Genomic DNA, 18,941 nt, shown 5'->3' with positions numbered 1-18,941 from the left:
GGAGCCGTAGGCCATGCGCATCTCCACTCCGCAGTTCTACGCCAGCAGCAGCGCCAACTACGAGCGTACTTTTGGCAATGTAAACAAGACCCAGCAAGAAGCCAGTGACTTCATTCGCGTGCGCACCGCCGCCGATGATCCGGTTGGCTACGCGCGTCTGTTGCAGCTCGAACAGCAGCAGAACATGCTCGACCAGTTCAAGGGCAACATCACCAACGTGCGCAACGCGCTGGGCTCCAGCGAAAGCACGCTCAATGCCATTGGCGCGGTGCTGCAGCGGGTCAACGAGCTGGCCATGGGCTCCGGCAATGCCAGCTTCACCGATGCCGACCGCAAGGCCAACGCCTCTGAGCTTGCCTCCCTGGAAGACCAACTGTTCTCGCTGATGAACAGCCGGGACGAGAACGGCAAGTACCTGTTCTCGGGCTCCAAGGGCGACACTCCGCCTTACGTGCGCAATTCCGACGGCACCTACAGCTATCAGGGCGACCAGAGCCAACTCATGCTGCAGGTGGGCGACATGCTCAGCCTTGCCGCCAACGAGACGGGCTACAGCGCGTTCGAGCAGGCGCTCAATACCAGCCGCAGCGAGACCAAGCAGACAGCCCCGCTACCTGATGACGGGCGTGTCAGCCTGTCCAATGGCCAGGTTTCCGGCAGTGCCACCTACAACGACCGTTTCCGTAGCGGCGAGCCCTACAGCATCGAGTTCACCAGCAGCACCGAATACAAGATCCTCGATGCCGGGGGCAACGATGTGACCCTGGAAGCCAGCCAGGGCGGCAAGTTCGACCCCAAAGGCGATAACATCAGCATCAATTTCCGCGGTGTAGACCTGCGCCTGAAGATCGATTTCAAGCCGGGTGACGAAGGCAACCCGGACGCCGCCATCGCCGGCCATACGTTCAGCCTGAGCTCCAAGGCCGACTCGATCTCCGGTACCCGCAGCCCAGGCAATACGTCGTCCGAGCAGGTCACCGACGCCAAGATCACCGATCCGACCGCCTACAAGGCCGCGTTCCCGGGTGGTGGTGCTGTACTCAAGTTCACCAGCGCCACCGACTTCGAACTGTACGCCGCGCCAATGACCGCCGACAGCCGCCCGATTTCCTCGGGAACTCTCAGCGGGAATACGGCCACCGCAGCCGGTGTGAGCTTCGAATTGTCCGGCCCGCCAAGCGCCGGGGATTCGTTCGGCGTCAAGGTCGATACTCATCAGAACCAGAACATCCTCAACACCATCGGCCAGTTGCGCGGCGCGCTGAACACCCCGCAGGACCATGACCCGGCTGCTCGCCAGGCCTTCCTTGCTTCGTTGGACTCGGCGATCGGCAACATTGCCAGTGCCACCAACCAGGTGTCGTCTTCCATCTCTGCAATTGGCGGTCGCGGTCAGGCCCTCGATGTACAGGCTGAAACCAACGAGGCCCTGGGTATCGAGAATACCAAGACCCAGGGTTCGATCCGCGACAGTGATATCGGCGAAGTGATGATGCGCCTGGAGATGCAGAAGAACCAACTGACAGCCTCGATGCAATCATTCGCAAAGATTTCCAGCCTGTCGCTGGTCAACTACATCTGAGCCATGCTCCTGCGCTCAGTGGGTCAACTACGCGCAGTCCTGCCTCACCTTTTCCGGGGTGAGGCCACTGTGCGACGGTGCCAGAGGCCTTCGGGTGCCGAGCGGGGCAGGGTGTCGCCCTGTAGCGAATTTCTGTTTTGAGTGAGTACCTGTGAGCGCACAACCCCTTGTCACCATCGCCATCCCTGCGTTCAACCCTGAGTTCTTCCGCGCCACACTGGCCAGCGCAATCGCCCAGGATTACCCGAATCTGGAGATTGTCGTGTGTGACGACAGCCCCGGGGGCGAGATCGAGGCGGTCTGTGATGAGCTGCGTGTCACTTCGCCAGCTCCCTTGCGCTATGTGCGCAACCCGGTGCGCCTTGGTTTCGCCCGCAACCTGCTGGCTTGTCTGACGCACGCCTCGGGCGAGCTGATCAAGTTCCTCTGTGACGACGACACGCTGTTTGCCGGCTGTATCAGCCAGCAGGCCAGTGTGCTCGGCGAGTCGCAGCAGATCAGCATGGTCATTTGCCAGCGCCTGTTGTGCGCCGCCGATGACGTGCTGTTGCCTTCACGCGCGCTGAACTTCGTTATTTCCATGCACAGTGCGGTGCTGCATGGTACCGACCTGCTGGAAAGCGTCGCCGATGATGCACCCAACCTGTTCGGTGGCTTGAGCCACGCTTTGCTGCGTCGTGATCAGGTCGCGACGTACCTGCCTACCCTGGTGCAGGATGGGCAGGGTTTTTCCGCTCGCCTGGACCTGGCGCTCTACGCTTGCGTTCTGCGGCGCGGACAGCTGGCCAGCCTGGAGCAGGTGCTGAGCATGGAGCGGGTGCATCCGGGGCGACTTAGCCATCAAGGCACCATGGTCGAGGCTTACAAGAGCGAAACCCAATGGCTGCTGCAGATGCTTGCCGAACGCAATGCCGAGCCAGCGCCTGCCCACGGTTGGGTGCGCTACATGCCGTTGGCGGACTATCTGGAAAACCCCCAGCAGAAGTGGGATGAACTCGATCTGCGGCGCTTGTTCGGGGCGCAGATGGCCAACTTCAACCAGCAGATCGGTACCCACAGCTTGAGTTTTGCCGAGCTGTACGCTGAATGGCTCGAGCATTGCCGGCTGTCCGCCGGGCAGGAGCGGCTCTTGCCCAAGCGTGTGGAGCAATGGCCTAGACAACCCGGTATCGCGGTGGTGGTGTTCTGTGAGGCGGGCGACGAAAAGGTGCTGCGTGCAACGCTGGACAGTCTCTGGCAGCAATCCTACCCAGCCCGGCAAGTCCTGGTGGTGACACCTGAGGGTTTCGAGCGGCCGGTGCAGGACCGTGCTCGGTACCTGGTGCGTGGCAACGCGGATTTCGTCACGCTCAATCAATGGCTGGCTGACGGTCCGTCGCTCGACTGGCTGTTCCTGCTGCGTGCTGGCGACTGCCTGCATACCCATGCGCTGGTGATCATGGCCGAGCGCATGGCGCTGCGTGCTGACAGCCTGTGCCTGTACATCGATGAGGGCGCCAACGACAGCCTCGCCGCGTCGGCACCGATCTTCAAGCCGGATTTCAACCTTGACCTGATGCGCAGCCTGCCCTACGTCGGGCGCCTGTTGGCATTCAACAATGCGGCGGTGCGTGAGCTTGGGGGCTTTGACGCCAGCTTCGAAGGCCTGGCGCCTCACGACCTGCTGTGGCGAATGATCGAGGCCCATGGCCTGCAGGTGGTAGAGCATATCCCTGAAGTGCTGGTGCAGTGCCGACACGGCTATGCTGAATGGCTGGGCGACACTGCTGGCCACGTCCAGGCGCCGCGTGTGTTGGAGGCGCACCTGCGGCGTCTGGGAGTGGACGCTCAGGTACAGGGTATTGCTGGCAGTCTGATGACCCGAGTCACCTACCTGCATCCCCAGGTCGCGAGCGTTTCGATCATCATTCCTGCCGTTGGCGACCTGGCGGTGCTGGTGCGGTGCGTCGAGTCTGTGCTGGCGAGTACCACACATCCCGATTTCGAGGTGGTGCTGGTTGCCGGTGCCGGGACGCCGGGCGATGTTCGTACCTGGCTCGACGGTTTGCGGAATCTGGGAAGCGAGCAATTGCGGGTGCTCGAGAGTGCCGCCCATGGCCGAGCGCAGAGCTTCAACGAAGGCAGTGTGCACGCCCGGGGCGACTATCTGCTGCTGTTGGACGCTGGCTGCGTGCTGTTCGAGCCGCAGTGGTTGTCCGAGCTCCTGCAGCTTGGCCAGCGTCCCGAAGTCGGGCTGGTCGGGCCCAAGTTGTTCGACAACAGCGGGGCCGTGGTCTCGGCCGGCCTGGTCCTGGGAATGCAGGCCACGGCGGCCAGTCCGTTCCTGGGCTGCCCGGTGAACGAAGGCGGCTACATGAACCGGCTTAGCCTGGTACAGAACTGGAGCGCGCTGAGCCTGGACTGTCTGTTGGTGCGGCGCGAGTTGTTCGCCGAGCTGGGGGGACTGGACACGGCCGCGCTGCAGGCATCGCTGCACGACGCCGACCTGTGCCTGCGGGCGCGGGTCGCGGGTTATCTGTCGGTGTGGACGCCGTTCGCGCGGGTGGCCAAGCTGGGCACCCAGGCGGCCGAGGAAAGCTCGCCGCGAAGCTGGCAGGACGACCGTGATGCCTTGTATGCGCGCTGGCTGGCCTGGGTGGCGAATGACCCGGCCTACAACCGCAACCTCAGCCTCAAGCTGCCGAACTTCAACTTCGACCCCGGATTGCGAGGCGGATGGGATCCGTTCATCGCGCGGGCCATGCCGTCTGTCCTGGCGCTGCCCAGCAGCACCTCGGCGGTCGGACACTATCGAGTGGTCCAGCCGTTCGATGAGCTGGAGCGGTCGGGCTGGATACAGGGGCGTATCGACTACAGCGCGCCGGGGCTGATCGACCTCGAGCGGGAAAAACCCGATGTGGTGATCCTGCAGTGCCGCTACCTGCCCGCGAATGTCCGGGATATCGAGCAGTACAAGCGCTTTTCCAGTGCGCGGCGCATCTACGAGCTGGACGACTACATCATCGAGCCGCCAAAGAAGAACGACCATGCGCGCAACATGCCGAGCAACATGCGCGAGCTGGTCAGCAAGGCGATTTCCCTGTGCGACCGGGTTGTGGTCTCCACCGAGCCATTGGCCGACGCGTTGTCCAGCATGCACCACGATATCCGTGTAGTCCCCAACATGCTCGCCGCATCGCTGTGGAGCGGGCTGACCAGCCAGCGCCAGACCAGCGTGCGTCCGCGTGTGGGGTGGGCAGGGGGTACCAGTCACCGCGGTGATCTGGAATTGATGCTGGATGTAATCAAGACCTTGGCCGGCGAAGTCGACTGGGTGTTCTTCGGCATGTGTCCAGAGACACTGCTGCCCTACGTCAAGGAGTTTCACCCGGGGATCTCTTTCGCGGACTATCCGCGCAAGCTGGCCAGTCTCAACCTGGACCTGGCGGTGGCGCCGTTGGAGCAGAACCTGTTCAACGACTGCAAGAGCAACCTGCGCCTGTTGGAATATGGCGCGTGCGGCTTCCCGGTCATCTGCACCGATACCAAGGCATACGCAGGTTACCTTCCCTGCACCAGGGTCCGCGAGAACACTACCGAGCAGTGGCTGGATGCAATCCGTATGCACCTTGCCGATCCGATGGCCAGCTACCGCCAGGGAGATGCGTTGCGCGAGGCGGTCCTGCGTGACTACGTACTGAACGAACACCATCTGCAGCACTGGGCCAACGCCTGGCTGGCTGACTGAATCCTGGCGCCTGGCCAAGCCAGGTGCCGAACCCCTTGAACAGGTGCCCTATGAACGAAACTACACTCGGATCGCGTGATGAAGTGACCGTCGTCCTGCTCGGGCATGAGCAGGCGGATCACCAAGCTCGTGCGGCGCACTACTATCACCGGGCGGGCGTGCCTTGCCAGGGCCTGACGCCGGCAGCGCTGGTCGATGCCGCCACCCTGGGAGAATTGCTGGCGCAGGTGGCGACGCCGTTCGTTTGCCTGGCGCTGGATGCCGATTTCGTCCTGGGTGCCGCGTTGGACAATGCGGTGCGCTACCTGCGCGCCCAGCCGGGGGTAATGGCCGTGCAAGGCCACGCCCTGGCCTATGCGCCCGGTAATAGCCAGCTGACCTACCACAAGGTGGGGGAAGCTTTCGCTGCACATCCCGGGGAGAGTGTGCTGGATCGCTTGCGACATTACGCGGACGCCGAACAGCAAGCCTGGCGTGCGGTAATTCGTACGCAGGCGCTACGGGCCGCACTGGTGTCGCTGCCGGAAGGGCTCGATGCTGCAGGCTGGCGGGTGGCATTGTCCTGCGCAATCCTGCTGCGCGGGGCAGTCGCCCATCTGGAGCAGACCGATGTGATCTGCGAATCGCAGCCTGAGAAACTGTCCTCTGCCGTGCACGAGGAGCGTATGGTCCAGACTGTGCGGGCTTTGCGTCAGTGGGGCGGTGGGCATGACGCGGGCGTCCTGTCCGCTGATGACGGCTTCGAGGCGCTCAATCGCTTCGTACGCAACACCTGGTGCCAGGGTGAGCAGCCGCTGCTCTTCACCTCACGCTGGACCAGCGTGATCGATGACCCGGTGCGTTCGTTCGAGCCCGAGCAGCATGTGGAACTGCCTTATTACAATCGCCCGTTGTTCGATCAGTTGACCGAGGTGGAGTTCCTCTGTCATGCCTGGCCGACCGGCAAGCGTCATCGGCATGCCCTCGAGGGGGCCTGGGTCCGTCAGCGCGACCTGCTGGTGATGCACCCCAATGACACCCGTGAGAGTCTTGAGGAGCGTTACTGGAAGGCGCTGGGTCTGGGCCTGTTCAATGTCCAGGTGTGCCGCTCCCTCAATCAGGTGCTGACCGGTGAGGACAACACGCACCATGCCCGCGAGATGGGCGACTGGATGGCACGGCTGCTCGGGGTACCGCACAGCGAGACACGCCATTCCCTGCTCGACACGCCATCGGGGCAGGTGCTCGCGGCGATCGATGCGGCCACCCCGGATGAGGCTGCGCACAAGCGAGTGCAGTCCCATCTGGCCGAGTACCCGGCGCCGCAGATTGCCTTCGTCGTGCTTGACCTGAACAACGATGACCTGGCCTTGCAGGCAACCTTCGACAGCCTGTTGGCCAGCGGCGTGCGCAATTTCAAGCTGGTGGTGCTCAAGGCCGGCAAACCGCCGGCGATTACCACCGCGCGGGACACCTTGCACTTCATCCAGGTCGCAGAGGGCAACTGGGTCTCGCATCTGAACCAGTTGGTGCGCCAGTTGCCCAGCGAGTGGCTGCTGTTGCTTGAGGCCGGTGATGTGCTTCTTGCTGGTGGACTGATGCGTCTGGCGGTAGAGCTTGCCCAATCCCCGGCTTGCCAGGCCATTGCCGCCGACGAAGTCCAGCGTGACAGTGATGGGCGCCTGTTCGCTGTGCGCCGGCCTGGCAGCGATCTGGATCTGTTGCGCAGTCAACCAGGGCTCATGGCGCGGCACTGGCTGCTGCGTCGCCAGGTAGTGCTCGACCTGGACGGTTACAACGGTACCGACCCTCAGACCCTGGAGTATGATTTGCTGTTGCGCCTGGTCGAGCATCACGGTGTAGGCAGCCTGGCGCACATGGATGAGTACCTGGTGGTCAGCCAGCAACCTTCCTCGGCATCCACAGAGGAGGCGCGCAAGATCCTCAATCGCCACCTCACTCAACTGGGCTATCGCCCTCAGATCAGTGAGCAAGGGGCTGGAGGGCTGGCAATCGAGTTCCGCCATAGCGCCACACCGCTGGTCAGCATCTTGCTGGCGGGCGAGGTCGGGCCTGCGTGGTTGGCCGGCATTTTCCAGCGAACCCGCTACCCGCGCTACGAAGTGGTACTGGCGCTTCCCGGGCAACCTTCTGCGACCAAGGTCGAAGCGTTCCAGGCATTGGGTGGCCGATTGCGGGTCGTTACCGGCGAAGTCGGTGCAACGCATCAGCAACTGCTCGGATTGGCGGCCGGCGAGGCTCGTGGCGATTACCTGGTGTTGCTGTCGCCGCATTGCCAGGTCATTACCCCGGCCTGGATCGAATCGCTGTTGAACGAGGCGCAGAGGCCTGAAGTAGGGGTTGTCGGCGCCAGCCTTTGGTCGACTGACGGTACGTTGCTGCACGCAGGCTATCAGCTGTTGGCCGGCCCCAGAGTGCATGCACCCTGGCGGCAACTGTCGCTCGAAGGTGTCGCCAAGGCCCGCTGGCCGCTGTCGGTGCGCAGTTGTTCGGCAGTATCGGATGGTTGCCTGATGGTGGGGCGTGAAGCCTTCGTGCACTGCGGTGGCCTGCCGCTCGCAGGGGACGTCGGTGTCGGCTTGAGCCTGGCGGTCGCCCAGGCTGGGTTGATGGTGGTCTGGACGCCTCGCGCGCAGTTACTTGCCACGGACCTGCCGGTCCTGGGTGATGAGGCGTCTTCGCAATTGTCGGCGCATTGGCCTGAGGCTTTCCAGGGGGATGGTCAACTGGATTCCCTTGGCGCGGGTGAAGCGTCACCTTCCAGTAACTGGATCGCTCAGTTGGGATAACTCAACGCTATTGTGTCTAGCCCTGTATGTGCCGGACGCATGGCTGGACTGCTTCTGACAAGCGACTCTTCATGCATGGCCGCCTACGGGGTATCCAGTTCTCCGAGGCGGCCATTTGTCGTTGTGTGGGGGTGCGTCTTGAGTCCGTGCCCATTGTGCAAATTCTAGATAACGGGAATTGGGGGATTTGCTATCCGTCCAAAACCTCTTTGATAGTTCTCGGGTACGGCCGGGAGGGCTGCGGCCCCTGTCGAAATCCACTCTACGACTGTCTCCCTGAGCGCCATCAAGGGAACAAGGGGCTACGTGTTGTTAGCCGGGCGCGAGCTGGCGCGGGATTTGCAAAAGCCGGGTTACAAGCCCGGCTTTTTCTTGCCTGGTGGCGATTTATTGACAGGCAGAATGTAGTGCCTGTGCTGTGCCTATGAGGTTCGGGATGCAAAAGAAAGTGGCGGTGGTGCAATCGAACTACATCCCGTGGAAGGGGTATTTCGACCTGATTCGCAGTGTCGATGCGTTCGTTTTATATGACGATGTGCAGTACACGCGTCGCGACTGGCGTAATCGCAATAAGATCAAGACCGCCCAAGGTGAGCTCTGGCTTAGTATTCCGGTAAAAAACCGCGGTCGATACGAGCAACTGATCAACGAAGTCGAGGTCAGCGAGGCGGATTGGGCGGCCAAGCACTGGAAGACAATCGAGATGAACTATCGGCGAGCCGCCTGCTTCGATCAGATGGAGCTCCCCGTTCGCACGCTTTACGAGCAAGCCTCCGAGGTCGCTCGTCTTTCCTCCATCAACCAGCTTTTCATCACCGGCCTGTGTGCTCTGCTCGGTATCGATACACCGCTGTATCGCTCCGAGGAACTCGGGCGTAGCAGTGAAGGTAAAAACCAACGGTTGATACATCTTTGTCAGGCCCTTGGGGCGACCGAATACCTATCGGGACCGGCAGCCAGCAGCTATCTGGACGAGGCTGCGTTCGCCGCTGGCGGCCTTGAAGTCTCGTACATGAGCTATGCCGGCTATCCGGAGTATCCGCAGTTGTTCGGTGGGTTTGAGCATGCGGTCAGTGTCCTCGACCTGCTGTTCAATACCGGTAGTGAAGCATCGAACTTTCTGGAGCGTCATCCATGAGCAAAGATATCTTGCAGGGTGTGGCGGATTACTATTCGTCGCGTATTCGTACGCACGGCGCAACTCCAGAGGGGGTCGACTGGAATGGCAGCGCTTCCCAGCAACAGCGTTTTGCCCAGTTGCTTAAACTGGTGCCCGTCGAAGAGCAACGTGCGGGCTTCAGTCTTATCGATGTCGGGTGCGGTTACGGCGCGTTGCTGACCTGGATGCGTGAGCAGGGGCTGCCTGTGGACTATCACGGTTATGACCTGTCCGAGCAGATGATTGCCGCAGCCAGGCAGCAGCATCCGGCTGATGACGCAGTGCGCTTCGAAGTGGCCGAAAGTGCGTCGCGACAGGCGGATTATGCGGTGGCCAGTGGCATCTTCAACGTTTGTCAGAACACCGCTCGCGACACGTGGGAGAGGTACATCGCCGACGTATTGCGGGCGATGGATGCCTGCAGCCGCAAAGGCTTTGCCTTCAATTGTCTTACCTCGTACTCGGACCCGCCCTTCATGCGTGATTACCTGTATTACGGGGATCCTTGTTTCTACTTTGATCTGTGCAAAAGAACCTACTCCAGAGAGGTGGCACTCTTGCATGACTACGGCTTGTACGAGTTCACCTTGCTTGTGCGCAAGTCTTCCTGACGCGCCGTCCCTATCCCTCTTTGCCTGGAGAACATCATGCTCAAAAGCGGTTCCACTTCTGTCACCCAATCCAGCGATAGCCAGCTCGACGCGCGCGAGCAGCTTTGGCAGGCGTTCGCGAACGCACCTCTTGATGATGCTGAGAAAGAGCGAAATCTTGGTTTGTTCATTCGTTCTGCGTCCTTGGCGCGAATGCTGGCAATTTCCGATCTGTACAGGGAAATCGTTCGCCTGCCTGGCTCGGTGCTCGACTTCGGCACCTGGCGTGGGCAGAACGCCGTACTCTGCGAAAACCTGCGCGCCATCTTCGAGCCCTTCAACAAGCAGCGACGTATTGCCGCGTTCGACACTTTTGCGGGTTACCAATCCCATGCCGGCGATGGCAAGGTCGCCAATGTCAATTTTCAGGATGGGTGCTATGCCACCGGCAATGGATACGCCGACTATCTGCGGCACTTGCTGAGCCTGCATGAAGGCATTAACGCGCTGCCGCAGGTACCAGGCGGTCATCAGGTCGTAGAGGGTGATATCAAGGATACCTTGCCGCAGTTCATCGAAGAACAGCGGAACTTGCTGGTGGCGCTGGCCTTCTTCGATATGAACCTTGAAGGGCCGACGCGCTTTGCCCTCGAGCAGATCCTGCCGCGTTGCCTGCCGGGCTCGCTGCTGGTGTTCTTCCAGTTGCAGCGCGATTTCCTGCCGGGTGAAGGCTATGCCTATGTAGCCGAAGTACTGGGGAAAGTGCGTCACGAGATCAAGCGATCGGAAACCTATCCGTCGCTGTGCATCGTCAAGCTTCTGTAAGGGGGTCACCATGTTTCTGATTGTTGGTAATGGCATGGTCGCCCTGGCTAACGCCGCAGGTTTGTCGCGTAGTGTTCCGGGCGAGTGCATTCAGGTTGTGGGCCCGGCAGCACGCCCTTACAGCGCCTCCATGGCGGCTGCGGCAATGCTCAACTCTTTCGCCGAGCTCGAGCCTGGCGCACTCGATCAGCCGCGTGATCGTCTGAAGTTCGAGTTAAGCCAGGCATCTGCTCGTCTGTGGGGGGATTTCGTAAAAGAATTCGATATTCCTGCTGAACACTACCGTCTGGGCACCGTGCTGATAAACAACAACGCATCCAACCGTTTCGAGGATGCCGCATTCGATGCCATCGCCGGTTATCTTGACGAGTTCGACGAGCCTTATGAACGCGTCGATCCGCAGCTGGAACCCGCCTATGTGCCGGGTGAGAGCTATCGTACGCGCCAGGCTTTGTTCCTGCCGCGCGAGGGCGTGCTCAATCCGGATGGTGTGATCCATGCGCTGCAGGCCGCGCTGCAAAGGCGTGGTGTGCGCTTTGTCGATGGCGTGGTGAAGTCGCTCGACAAGGTCAGCGGTCGTACCCGTGGCGTAACCCTCGAAGACGGGCGCGTGCTTAGCGCCGAGCGGATTGTGTTGGCCAACGGCAGCATGGCCACGCGCCTCTGGGAGGAGGAAGGCTGCATTCGGGTGATCAATGGCGTCGGCGCCACGGTGGTGTTGAAGAACCCAGGAATTCAGGGGCGCTATGTCCTGCGCACGCCAAATCGTGGCGGTGCTTGCGGAATCTACCACGCGCCCTACCAGGGTGATCAGTTCGTCGTCGGTGCCACCAATCTGGTGACCACCGCCGACGAGCACTTCCCTCGCGCAGAGTCGGTGGCCGCGCTGATAAACGGTGCGATCAACCAGGTCAACCATCTGCACCGTACCAGTGGTTTCATTCGTTACAACTTTGGCTATCGTCCGCTGAGTCTCGATGGCTACCCGGTCATCGGCCAGCTTAACGACAACACCTTCATTGCCTCCGGCACTCGTCGTGATGGTTACCATTTTGCGCCATGGTTGGCCGACAACCTGGCGGCCTTGCTGCTGGACAAGTCGATTTCCTCGCAGGCCGGCAGCTACTTCGAATTCACCCGGCCGCAGCGTAGCGCATGGCTCGACCAGTCGGTGGAGGCATGCTGTCGCAAGTACGCGGCAGTCAAGTGCTCGGCACTCTCGCAGCACGGTTTGGATGCGGGGCATACCGACGCCGATCAGGCGCTGGAGCAGTATTACTACCAGCGGGCGCGCGCCTTCTTCGACAAGCATGAGCTCGAGCGAACAGTTCAGGTCGACTTCCTGGATGCCCTGCTGGGTGGCTACCTTTCCCTGTCGGACTTCGCCTGAAGCGTGAATACCGGAGACATGAACGTGAACAACCAGATCATTCCTTTCAATAAGCCATTTGTGGTTGGCAAAGAGCTGTTCTATATCGCCCAGGCGGTGATGAATGGTGGTATCGCCGGCGATGGACAGTTCACGCGCTTATGCCAGGAATGGCTCGAGGTCAATCTGGGGTGTCCCAGGGCGCTGCTGACGCATTCGTGCACGGCGGCCCTCGAGATGGCGGCGATCCTGGCGGATATTGGGCCGGGAGATGAAGTCATCATGCCGTCGTTCACTTTCGTGTCCACTGCCAACGCTTTCGTTCTTCGCGGCGCGGTGCCGGTTTTCGTGGATGTGCGCGAGGATACCCTCAACCTGGACGAGCGCCTTATCGAAGCCGCCATCACCGAGAAGACCAAGGCGATTGTCGCGGTGCATTATGCGGGGCAGCCTTGCGATATGGCTGCCTTGCTGCATCTGTGCGACAAGCACGGTCTGATTCTCATTGAAGATGCCGCCCAGGCGATCCTCGCCCGGGAAAAGGATCGCGCACTGGGGACCTTTGGGCATCTGGGATGCCTGAGTTTTCATGAAACGAAGAATGTGATCAGCGGTGAGGGAGGGGCGCTACTCATCAACGATCCCAAGTTGATTGAGCGGGCTGAAATCATCTGGCAGAAAGGTACCAATCGCAAAGCCTTTTCCCGAGGCGAGGTGAGCAAGTACACCTGGGTGGATGTGGGGTCGTCTTTTCTTCCCAGCGAGCTGACGGCTGCTTTCCTCTATGCCCAACTAGAGCAGGGAGAGAGCATCAATGTACATCGTCGCGCTTTGTACGAGTCCTATTACCACCAACTAGAGCCTCTCGAAGCGGACGGTTGCTTGACCTTGCCTTGCGCGCCGGGTGGCAAGCCGGCCAACGCACATATCTTCTACATATTGATGCGTAGCAACGAGGCGCGTGGAGAGTTGATCGCGTTTCTTCGCGAGCGGGGTATCTATGCTGTGTTCCACTACGTGCCCTTGCATGATTCCCCGGCAGGCCTGCGTTACGCGCGCAGTGTCGGTCAGTTGCCTGTCACTCAGGAAGTTTCTGCAAGCTTGCTGCGCCTGCCGCTTTATTCTGACATGACCATCGAGCAGGTCACCGAGGTGTGCGAGGCGATCTTCCAATTCTTCGCAGGTACGCAGAAGGCGTAACGGCCTTGGCTCGGCGACTATTCAGCTGATTTCTGGAGTTTTTACCCCATGTCGAATTCCGTGCAGGTGGGCGCGGGCCTTGAGCAGGCCATGAAGCGTCTTCGGTTGATGTATGCCCGGCCGGAGCACCCGTACTACATCATGGCGCCGGACTACCGGGAAACCTCATCGGGGATTGCCTCGCTTCATTACCTCTGTCACCTGCTCAACCTCAACGGGCGAGAGGCCTACATCCTGGGCGGCAAAGTGGTGAACCCCGAGCTTAAGACGCCGTTGCTCGATGATGAGGCCAGCGAGCGTCACAGGCTTGCTGGTCGGGTGCCAATCGCAGTCTACCCCGAGGTCACGGTGGGCAACCCCTTCCATTGTTCGGTCGTGGCACGCTTTCTGTTGAACTTCGAAGGTTTCATCAGTGGGCGAGGAATGGAGGCGGCTCCCAGTGACCTGTGTTTTTACTCAGGCAAGCTGATCGCGCAAGACCACGGTCGTCCGGAAGGTGACCTGTTGTGCCTGCCTACCATCGATGTGGACCTGTTCTGTGCCGGAGAGCCCGTTGATCGGCGTGAAGGCCGGTATCTGTATCAGAATCGCCATCCGCTCGATGCCATTGACTATTCGATACTGCCAGAGGATATCCGCCTACTGAGCATGGCGAACGCTCTGACGTTGTCGGAGCTGGCGCAGCTGCTTCGCCGGGCGGAGGTGATGTATACCCATGAATGGTCGATGACCTGCGTAATCGCGGTGCTTTGCGGGTGTCCGGTCATTTTCATACCTGGGCATGGCATCGACCAGGCCTTCCTCGATGCCAGCTTTGTCGGCAGTGCCGGCTTCGCCATGCTGGATCGCGAAGATGCGTTGGCACATGCCCGTGGCGGCCTGGATGGAGCTTTGCAGCGTTATGTCGAGCGAACGGCGCCGTTCTGGAATCAGCTTGAAGTGTTCATCGCCAAGACGCAGGCGGCCGCCCGTCGTGAAGCCGTGGGTGATCGGCTAGGAGGGCGTGGCTGGTTGCGTCAGCGTTATCCCCGGCCGCGGCAGATGCAGGTGATTGATGAGCATCTGGCCAGTGCTACTGCTGTGCGCTTTGTCGTGCTGGTAAAGGACCATGGAGACGATGCAGCGCTGGCGGTTACCTTGGATAGCCTGGCTCGCGGCCTGTATCGGGAGGTGCGGACCTGTGTGTTGGATAGGGAGGGTTCCCGGGCGGGGTCGGCCACGGCCATTGATGCCTGCCTGAATGGGAGCTCCGATGAATGGTTCATGCTGGTCGATGCAGGCACCGAGTTTACCGCCAGTGGTTTGCTGGTGACGGCGCTCGAGCTGGTTCGGGCCTCGTCGGACTGCCTGGCTGTCTACGCTGACGAAGCCTTGTGCCAGGCGCAGGGCGTAGTCGAGACCGCCCTACGCCCTGATCTGAATCTGGATATGTTGCTGGCTTTCCCGGAGAGCCTGTCGCGACATTGGCTGTACCGATGCGATGCCTGGCGTCAGCTAGGTGGTTTCAGCGAGGCTGCCGGTCGTGCGCTCGAGCTGGATTATCAGTTGCGTTTGATCAGTGAGCACGGGTTGGGATGCGTTGGTCATGTAAGTGAGCCGTTGCTGATTGGCAATGCGTTGCTGCTACAGCCGTGTGAAGACGTTTGCGCGGTCATCGAGGCGCACCTGCAGGGGCGAGGATATCTCGGCGCTCGGGCGTTGCCATTGACCACTGCTCCTGGTCGCTATCGAATCGAGTACGCGCATCAACAGTCGGCCTCGGTCAGCATCATCATTTTCCTTGAAGGGCAGTTGGTGAACTTCCAGCGTTGTCTGGAGGGCTTGCTGGCGCAGACGGCTCATGTCGGGTACGAAGTATTGCTGGTTGAGCCGGGCAGCGACGATGAGGTGCTACTGGACTGGTTGGCGATGGTCGGGCAAATGGGGGAGGGGCGCTTCAAGGTCCTTCGCTTCGAGCCCGGCCATGCACGCGCGGCCATGTGCAATGCGGCAGCCGAGCAGGCTCGTGGCGATTATCTGCTATGGCTGGATGCTGATAGCGTGGTGCTTGATGATGATTGGCTGCCCACGTTGCTCAATCATGCCCAGCGTCCGGAGGTGGGGGCGGTTGGTTGCAAGCTGTTGTCCCGCGATGGTGCTATCCATCAGGCAGCCCTGGTGCTGGGGCTGGGGGGCGGGGTTGGGCGTGCCTTCGAGGGGCGGTCGGTGCAGGATCCGGGTTACATGGGGCGCCTTGGACTGGAGCAGGATTGTTCGGCTGTCGGTGGTGAGTGTCTCATGGTGCGCCGCTCGCTGTTTGTCGAGCTTGGTGGCTTCGATACCGATCCGTTGTATTCCCGCTGGGCGGCTGTGGACCTGTGCCTGCGGTTGGCTCAGGCGGGTTATCTGAATGTCTGGACGCCTCACGCCAGGGTATTGCTGGATGCTCCGCCGCCTGCGCCGGCCAGTGCCGAGCAGGAGGAAGCGCTATATGCGCGCTGGTTGCCGCAGTTGGCGCATGATGCGGCGTACAACGTCAACTTTTCGCTGAGTACCGGCGAGGAGTTCGCCGTTCAGGGCTATGAAATGAGTTGGCGACCGTTGCAGGGGGTGGTGCCAAGCGTGCTGGCCTTTGTGGTCGATCAGGAGCAGGCAGTACCCTCGCGGCTGCTGGAACCCATGGGGTCCTTGCGTGAGGCAGGTCGTCTGGAGGGGGCTGTGGTCGCCGGGACATTGTCAGCTGTGGAAATAGAGCGCTTCAATCCCTCAAGTGTTGTCCTGCAGGGGGCGCTGGATGAGGCTGGGCTATTGACCTTGCGTAGGCTGCGAGCTTTCTCGCAGGCGTTCAAGGTCTACGATCTGGATCGTTATCCGCAGGATCTGGGCGGTGCACACCTGCTTCATGGCGAAGATCTGGAGCGGCGTATCCGGCCTGCGGTGATGCAGGCTGACAGGGTGCTGGTTGCAACGGCCGCCGCAGCCGAGAGGCTGCAGGGTTGGCATGACGATGTCCGGGTGCTCGAAAATGTGCTGCCAGCTTCGTGGGGGCGCTTGCAAGGGGGGCGGCGCGCAGGAGAGAAGCCCCGCGTGGGATGGATCGGGTGTCGTGATGCGTACCTGCTCGCCGAAGTAGTGCCGGTGCTGGCGGGCGAGGTCGACTGGGTTGTGCTGGGGGATTGTCCTGCCAGCTTGTTGCCCTATCTCAAAGAGCATCATCATGCTGTGGATGCGCAATCCCTTGGCGTCACCCTGGCTGCCTTGGACCTGGACATCGCCCTTGTGCCGATGGGCGAGTCTGAGGTGAACGCATTTTCCGGTGACGTGCGTGTGCTCCAGCATGCGGCGTGCGGTCAGTCGGTAATCTGTAGTCGGGTGGCTGGCTTCGCAGGTGGCGATACCTTGCCATTGTCGAGGGTGAGCAATCAGGCCTGTGACTGGATTCGGGCGATACGTCTGCATCTTGATGATCGTGATGCATCTGCGGCCCTTGGCAGCGCCCAGCAGGCGATGGTGCGCAGTGATTGGTTGCTCGAGGGGCAGAGGCTGGACGCCTGGCGACGCGCCGTGCTCGCGGGTTGATCGAGTCGGTGAATTCACAACAAGGGCGCCAGGAGTGGCGCCCTTGTTGTTTGTATGGGCCCGCATGGGCTGAAGTGACCCATGTGGGGCAGTATCAGCAGAAACTGATATTGTGCTGCTGGCTTCCGTAGACTACACGCGCTGCGGTGATCAACTGGTAGGGGATTTCGACGTAGGGGACGTCCGAGTTGGTCAGGGCCATGTCCATCAGCTGAACGAGCATGGAGTTCTTCCTGACCAGGATTACATCCGACCAGTCGGTATTGGTCATGGCGACCGGGATGAAATCAGAGCGTTTGATGAAGCTACCCAGTGCTTCGAGCACGCCCAGGTTCTGTTTGGTGCCATTCGGGCTGTGGCAGCAGTCATTGAGCATGATGAAGCCGTCTTCGGCGACCAGGTCCTGGTAGTACATCAGGTCGCGCAGGATATATTCGTACTGGTGGTTGGCATCGATGTACACCAGGTCGAACTTGCTGATGTCGGTTTCCTGTCGGATTTTTTCGATGGCGCCGATGGTCTCGGAACGGATAATTGTCACTTCCGGCAGGTGAGTGAAGCGTTCCCGGCATTCTTCGTACAGTTTGTCCCAGGTCTGCTGGTCGTGAAGGGAGCCTCCGTAGTAATAGGCGTAGGTATCGACGGGAGCGACCCAGGGCGGCAGTTGATCGAAAGGGCTGTACGCATCGTTGGCCGCCTTGCTCCAGCTGTCGATGAGCACCATCTTTTCCGGCGACAGCGCCGAGTGGATTTTAAGTGCGTTTTCTCCGCGCAGAACCCCAAGCTCGGCGACGATCGGACGCTTTTCCATTATTTGGAAAAGTGCGCCCAGCAGCGTGTACAGATTTTCCCGATGGGTGTGGCAGACCTTCATTGCGCTGTCCTTTATCGTTGGGTGGTCTTGCTTGCAGAGGCCGAATCCGCACAGGTTCAATTCGCTTCGGCTCGGCCCGGCATTCTGGATCTGGATTAGCTAACGCAAGATATGTGCCGCTGGCATGCCTTGCATGTGGCTGTATAGGTGGGAGAAATGCATCATTGCGTGACTTGGCAGTCGAAACGTGCATCTTTAATCTATTGAGTCAGCGGGCAGCCTCGTCGATGCGGTAGGCAGGGTGCATGATCTTGGTCGCGAAGCCCGCGAATTTTCGCCATTTCCATCGGGAAGCCACAATGATTGGCATCAAAAGCATCGCCAGTTACGTACCTGTAGAGGGTGTCGACAATTACGCCCAGGGTGCGAAATTCGGCAAGGATCAGGATTTCATCTTCGGCAAGATCGGTTCGACCTTCCTGCCGCGCAAGGGTTTCGATCAGGAAACCTCCGACCTGTGCGTCGAGGCCGCTCGGGCACTGTTTGCTGGCAACCCGGCGCTAGATCCGGCGTCCATCGATGTGGTGATCGTCGTTACCCAGAACGGCGATGCCGAAGGCCTGCCGCATACCGCGGCGATCGTCCAGAACAAGCTGGGCTTGTCTACCGCCATCGCTGCCTTCGATATCTCGCTGGGCTGCTCCGGCTATGTCTATGGCCTGTATGCCATGAAGGGCTTCATGGATGCCGCGGGGCTGAAGAATGGCTTGTTGATCACCGCAGATCCCTATTCGAAGATTGTCGACCCTGAGGACCGCAACACCACCATGCTGTTCGGCGATGCTGCAACGGCCACCTGGATGGGAGAGGGCGCTGCCTGGCAGCTGGGCAAGTCGCTGTTTGGCAGTGATGGGGCGGGTGCCGAGCACTTGCGCACCACCGAAGGCACGTTCTTCATGAATGGTCGTCAGGTCTATAATTTTGCCCTGGTCAAGGTGCCGGCGCACCTGCAGCAGTTGCTCGAGACCAGTCACTTGAAGGCCGAGGATATTGACCTTTACTGCCTGCATCAGGGGAGCGCGGCGATCGTCGATGCGGTCTCGCAGCGTTTCGACGAGGGGCGTCAGCGCGAGAAGTTCGTCAAGGACATGGTCGAGACTGGCAATACCGTGTCTTCGAGCATTCCGCTGCTATTGGAAAAGCATGTGATCGGCTCGCAGTGCAGGCGTGTCGCGCTCAGTGGTTTTGGCGTCGGTCTGTCATGGGGCTCGGCAATCATCGAGCGCAATGGCTAAGCTCCGCGTGTCTATATAGAAGAGGCGCTGTCC

Annotated in this window: 11 protein-coding genes; 10 read left to right on the top strand and 1 reads right to left on the bottom strand. The window is 60.6% G+C overall.

Annotated elements, in window-relative coordinates; translation table 11 throughout:
• Positions 1-13 precede the first annotated feature (13 nt).
• From LU688_RS19930 to LU688_RS19890, 9 genes are all read left to right on the top strand, one after another.
• Positions 14-1,582 (top strand): flagellar hook-associated protein 3, encoded by a 1,569-nt coding sequence (locus tag LU688_RS19930; protein WP_094012431.1) that lies wholly within the window; start codon positions 14-16, stop codon positions 1,580-1,582.
• Positions 1,583-1,733: 151 nt separating this feature from the next.
• The gene (locus tag LU688_RS19925) at positions 1,734-5,309 is read left to right on the top strand and encodes a glycosyltransferase (RefSeq protein WP_094012432.1); all 3,576 of its coding nucleotides are present in this window, start codon (positions 1,734-1,736) and stop codon (positions 5,307-5,309) included.
• Between the two features lie 50 nt (positions 5,310-5,359).
• Positions 5,360-8,098 (top strand): glycosyltransferase family 2 protein, encoded by a 2,739-nt coding sequence (locus LU688_RS19920; RefSeq protein ID WP_094012433.1) that lies wholly within the window; start codon positions 5,360-5,362, stop codon positions 8,096-8,098.
• Positions 8,099-8,534: 436 nt separating this feature from the next.
• Positions 8,535-9,236: a WbqC family protein gene (locus LU688_RS19915; RefSeq protein ID WP_094012434.1), complete on the top strand. Its 702-nt coding sequence runs from the start codon at positions 8,535-8,537 to the stop codon at positions 9,234-9,236.
• Positions 9,233-9,868, top strand: a complete 636-nt coding sequence (locus LU688_RS19910) for a class I SAM-dependent methyltransferase (protein WP_094012435.1) — start codon at positions 9,233-9,235, stop codon at positions 9,866-9,868. Before LU688_RS19915 ends, LU688_RS19910 begins: the two co-directional genes overlap by 4 nt.
• Positions 9,869-9,904: 36 nt before the next feature.
• Positions 9,905-10,672 carry a hypothetical protein gene (locus LU688_RS19905; RefSeq protein ID WP_094012436.1) on the top strand — a complete coding sequence of 256 codons (768 nt, stop codon included), beginning with the start codon at positions 9,905-9,907 and terminating at the stop codon, positions 10,670-10,672.
• 10 nt (positions 10,673-10,682) lie between these two features.
• Entirely contained in the window at positions 10,683-12,062 is a 1,380-nt protein-coding gene (locus LU688_RS19900; RefSeq protein ID WP_232888124.1) for an NAD(P)/FAD-dependent oxidoreductase, read from the top strand.
• A 24-nt stretch (positions 12,063-12,086) separates the two neighbouring features.
• Positions 12,087-13,241: a dTDP-4-amino-4,6-dideoxygalactose transaminase gene (gene rffA / locus LU688_RS19895; RefSeq protein ID WP_094012471.1), complete on the top strand. Its 1,155-nt coding sequence runs from the start codon at positions 12,087-12,089 to the stop codon at positions 13,239-13,241.
• Between the two features lie 48 nt (positions 13,242-13,289).
• Positions 13,290-16,799 carry a glycosyltransferase gene (locus LU688_RS19890; protein WP_094012438.1) on the top strand — a complete coding sequence of 1,170 codons (3,510 nt, stop codon included), beginning with the start codon at positions 13,290-13,292 and terminating at the stop codon, positions 16,797-16,799.
• Between the two features lie 94 nt (positions 16,800-16,893).
• Here LU688_RS19890 and LU688_RS19885 read toward each other — a convergent pair whose 3' ends face one another.
• Positions 16,894-17,673 carry a class I SAM-dependent methyltransferase gene (locus tag LU688_RS19885; RefSeq protein WP_094012439.1) on the bottom strand — a complete coding sequence of 260 codons (780 nt, stop codon included), beginning with the start codon at positions 17,671-17,673 and terminating at the stop codon, positions 16,894-16,896.
• 299 nt (positions 17,674-17,972) lie between these two features.
• On the opposite strand from LU688_RS19885, the gene LU688_RS19880 reads away from it, so the two are divergent.
• A complete protein-coding gene (locus tag LU688_RS19880; protein WP_094012440.1) occupies positions 17,973-18,908 on the top strand; it encodes a ketoacyl-ACP synthase III in 936 nt (311 codons plus the stop codon).
• Positions 18,909-18,941 lie beyond the last annotated feature (33 nt).

This window comes from Pseudomonas soli, assembly GCF_021283165.2.
In the GTDB taxonomy this organism is placed as follows: Bacteria; Pseudomonadota; Gammaproteobacteria; order Pseudomonadales; family Pseudomonadaceae; genus Aquipseudomonas; species Aquipseudomonas soli.
The sequence above is the reverse complement of the archived record's forward strand: the minus strand, read 5'-3'. Positions and strand labels throughout refer to the sequence as shown.

What these genes read in the sequence shown, in the direction of transcription:
- LU688_RS19930 (WP_094012431.1), top strand. Translation starts at nt 14, where the DNA reads ATGCGCATCTCCACTCCGCAGTTCTACGCCAGCAGCAGCGCCAACTAC.
- LU688_RS19920 (WP_094012433.1), top strand. Translation starts at nt 5,360, where the DNA reads ATGAACGAAACTACACTCGGATCGCGTGATGAAGTGACCGTCGTCCTG.
- LU688_RS19915 (WP_094012434.1), top strand. Translation starts at nt 8,535, where the DNA reads ATGCAAAAGAAAGTGGCGGTGGTGCAATCGAACTACATCCCGTGGAAG.
- LU688_RS19910 (WP_094012435.1), top strand. Translation starts at nt 9,233, where the DNA reads ATGAGCAAAGATATCTTGCAGGGTGTGGCGGATTACTATTCGTCGCGT.
- LU688_RS19905 (WP_094012436.1), top strand. Translation starts at nt 9,905, where the DNA reads ATGCTCAAAAGCGGTTCCACTTCTGTCACCCAATCCAGCGATAGCCAG.
- LU688_RS19900 (WP_232888124.1), top strand. Translation starts at nt 10,683, where the DNA reads ATGTTTCTGATTGTTGGTAATGGCATGGTCGCCCTGGCTAACGCCGCA.
- LU688_RS19890 (WP_094012438.1), top strand. Translation starts at nt 13,290, where the DNA reads ATGTCGAATTCCGTGCAGGTGGGCGCGGGCCTTGAGCAGGCCATGAAG.
- LU688_RS19885 (WP_094012439.1), bottom strand. Translation starts at nt 17,673, where the DNA reads ATGAAGGTCTGCCACACCCATCGGGAAAATCTGTACACGCTGCTGGGC.
- LU688_RS19880 (WP_094012440.1), top strand. Translation starts at nt 17,973, where the DNA reads ATGATTGGCATCAAAAGCATCGCCAGTTACGTACCTGTAGAGGGTGTC.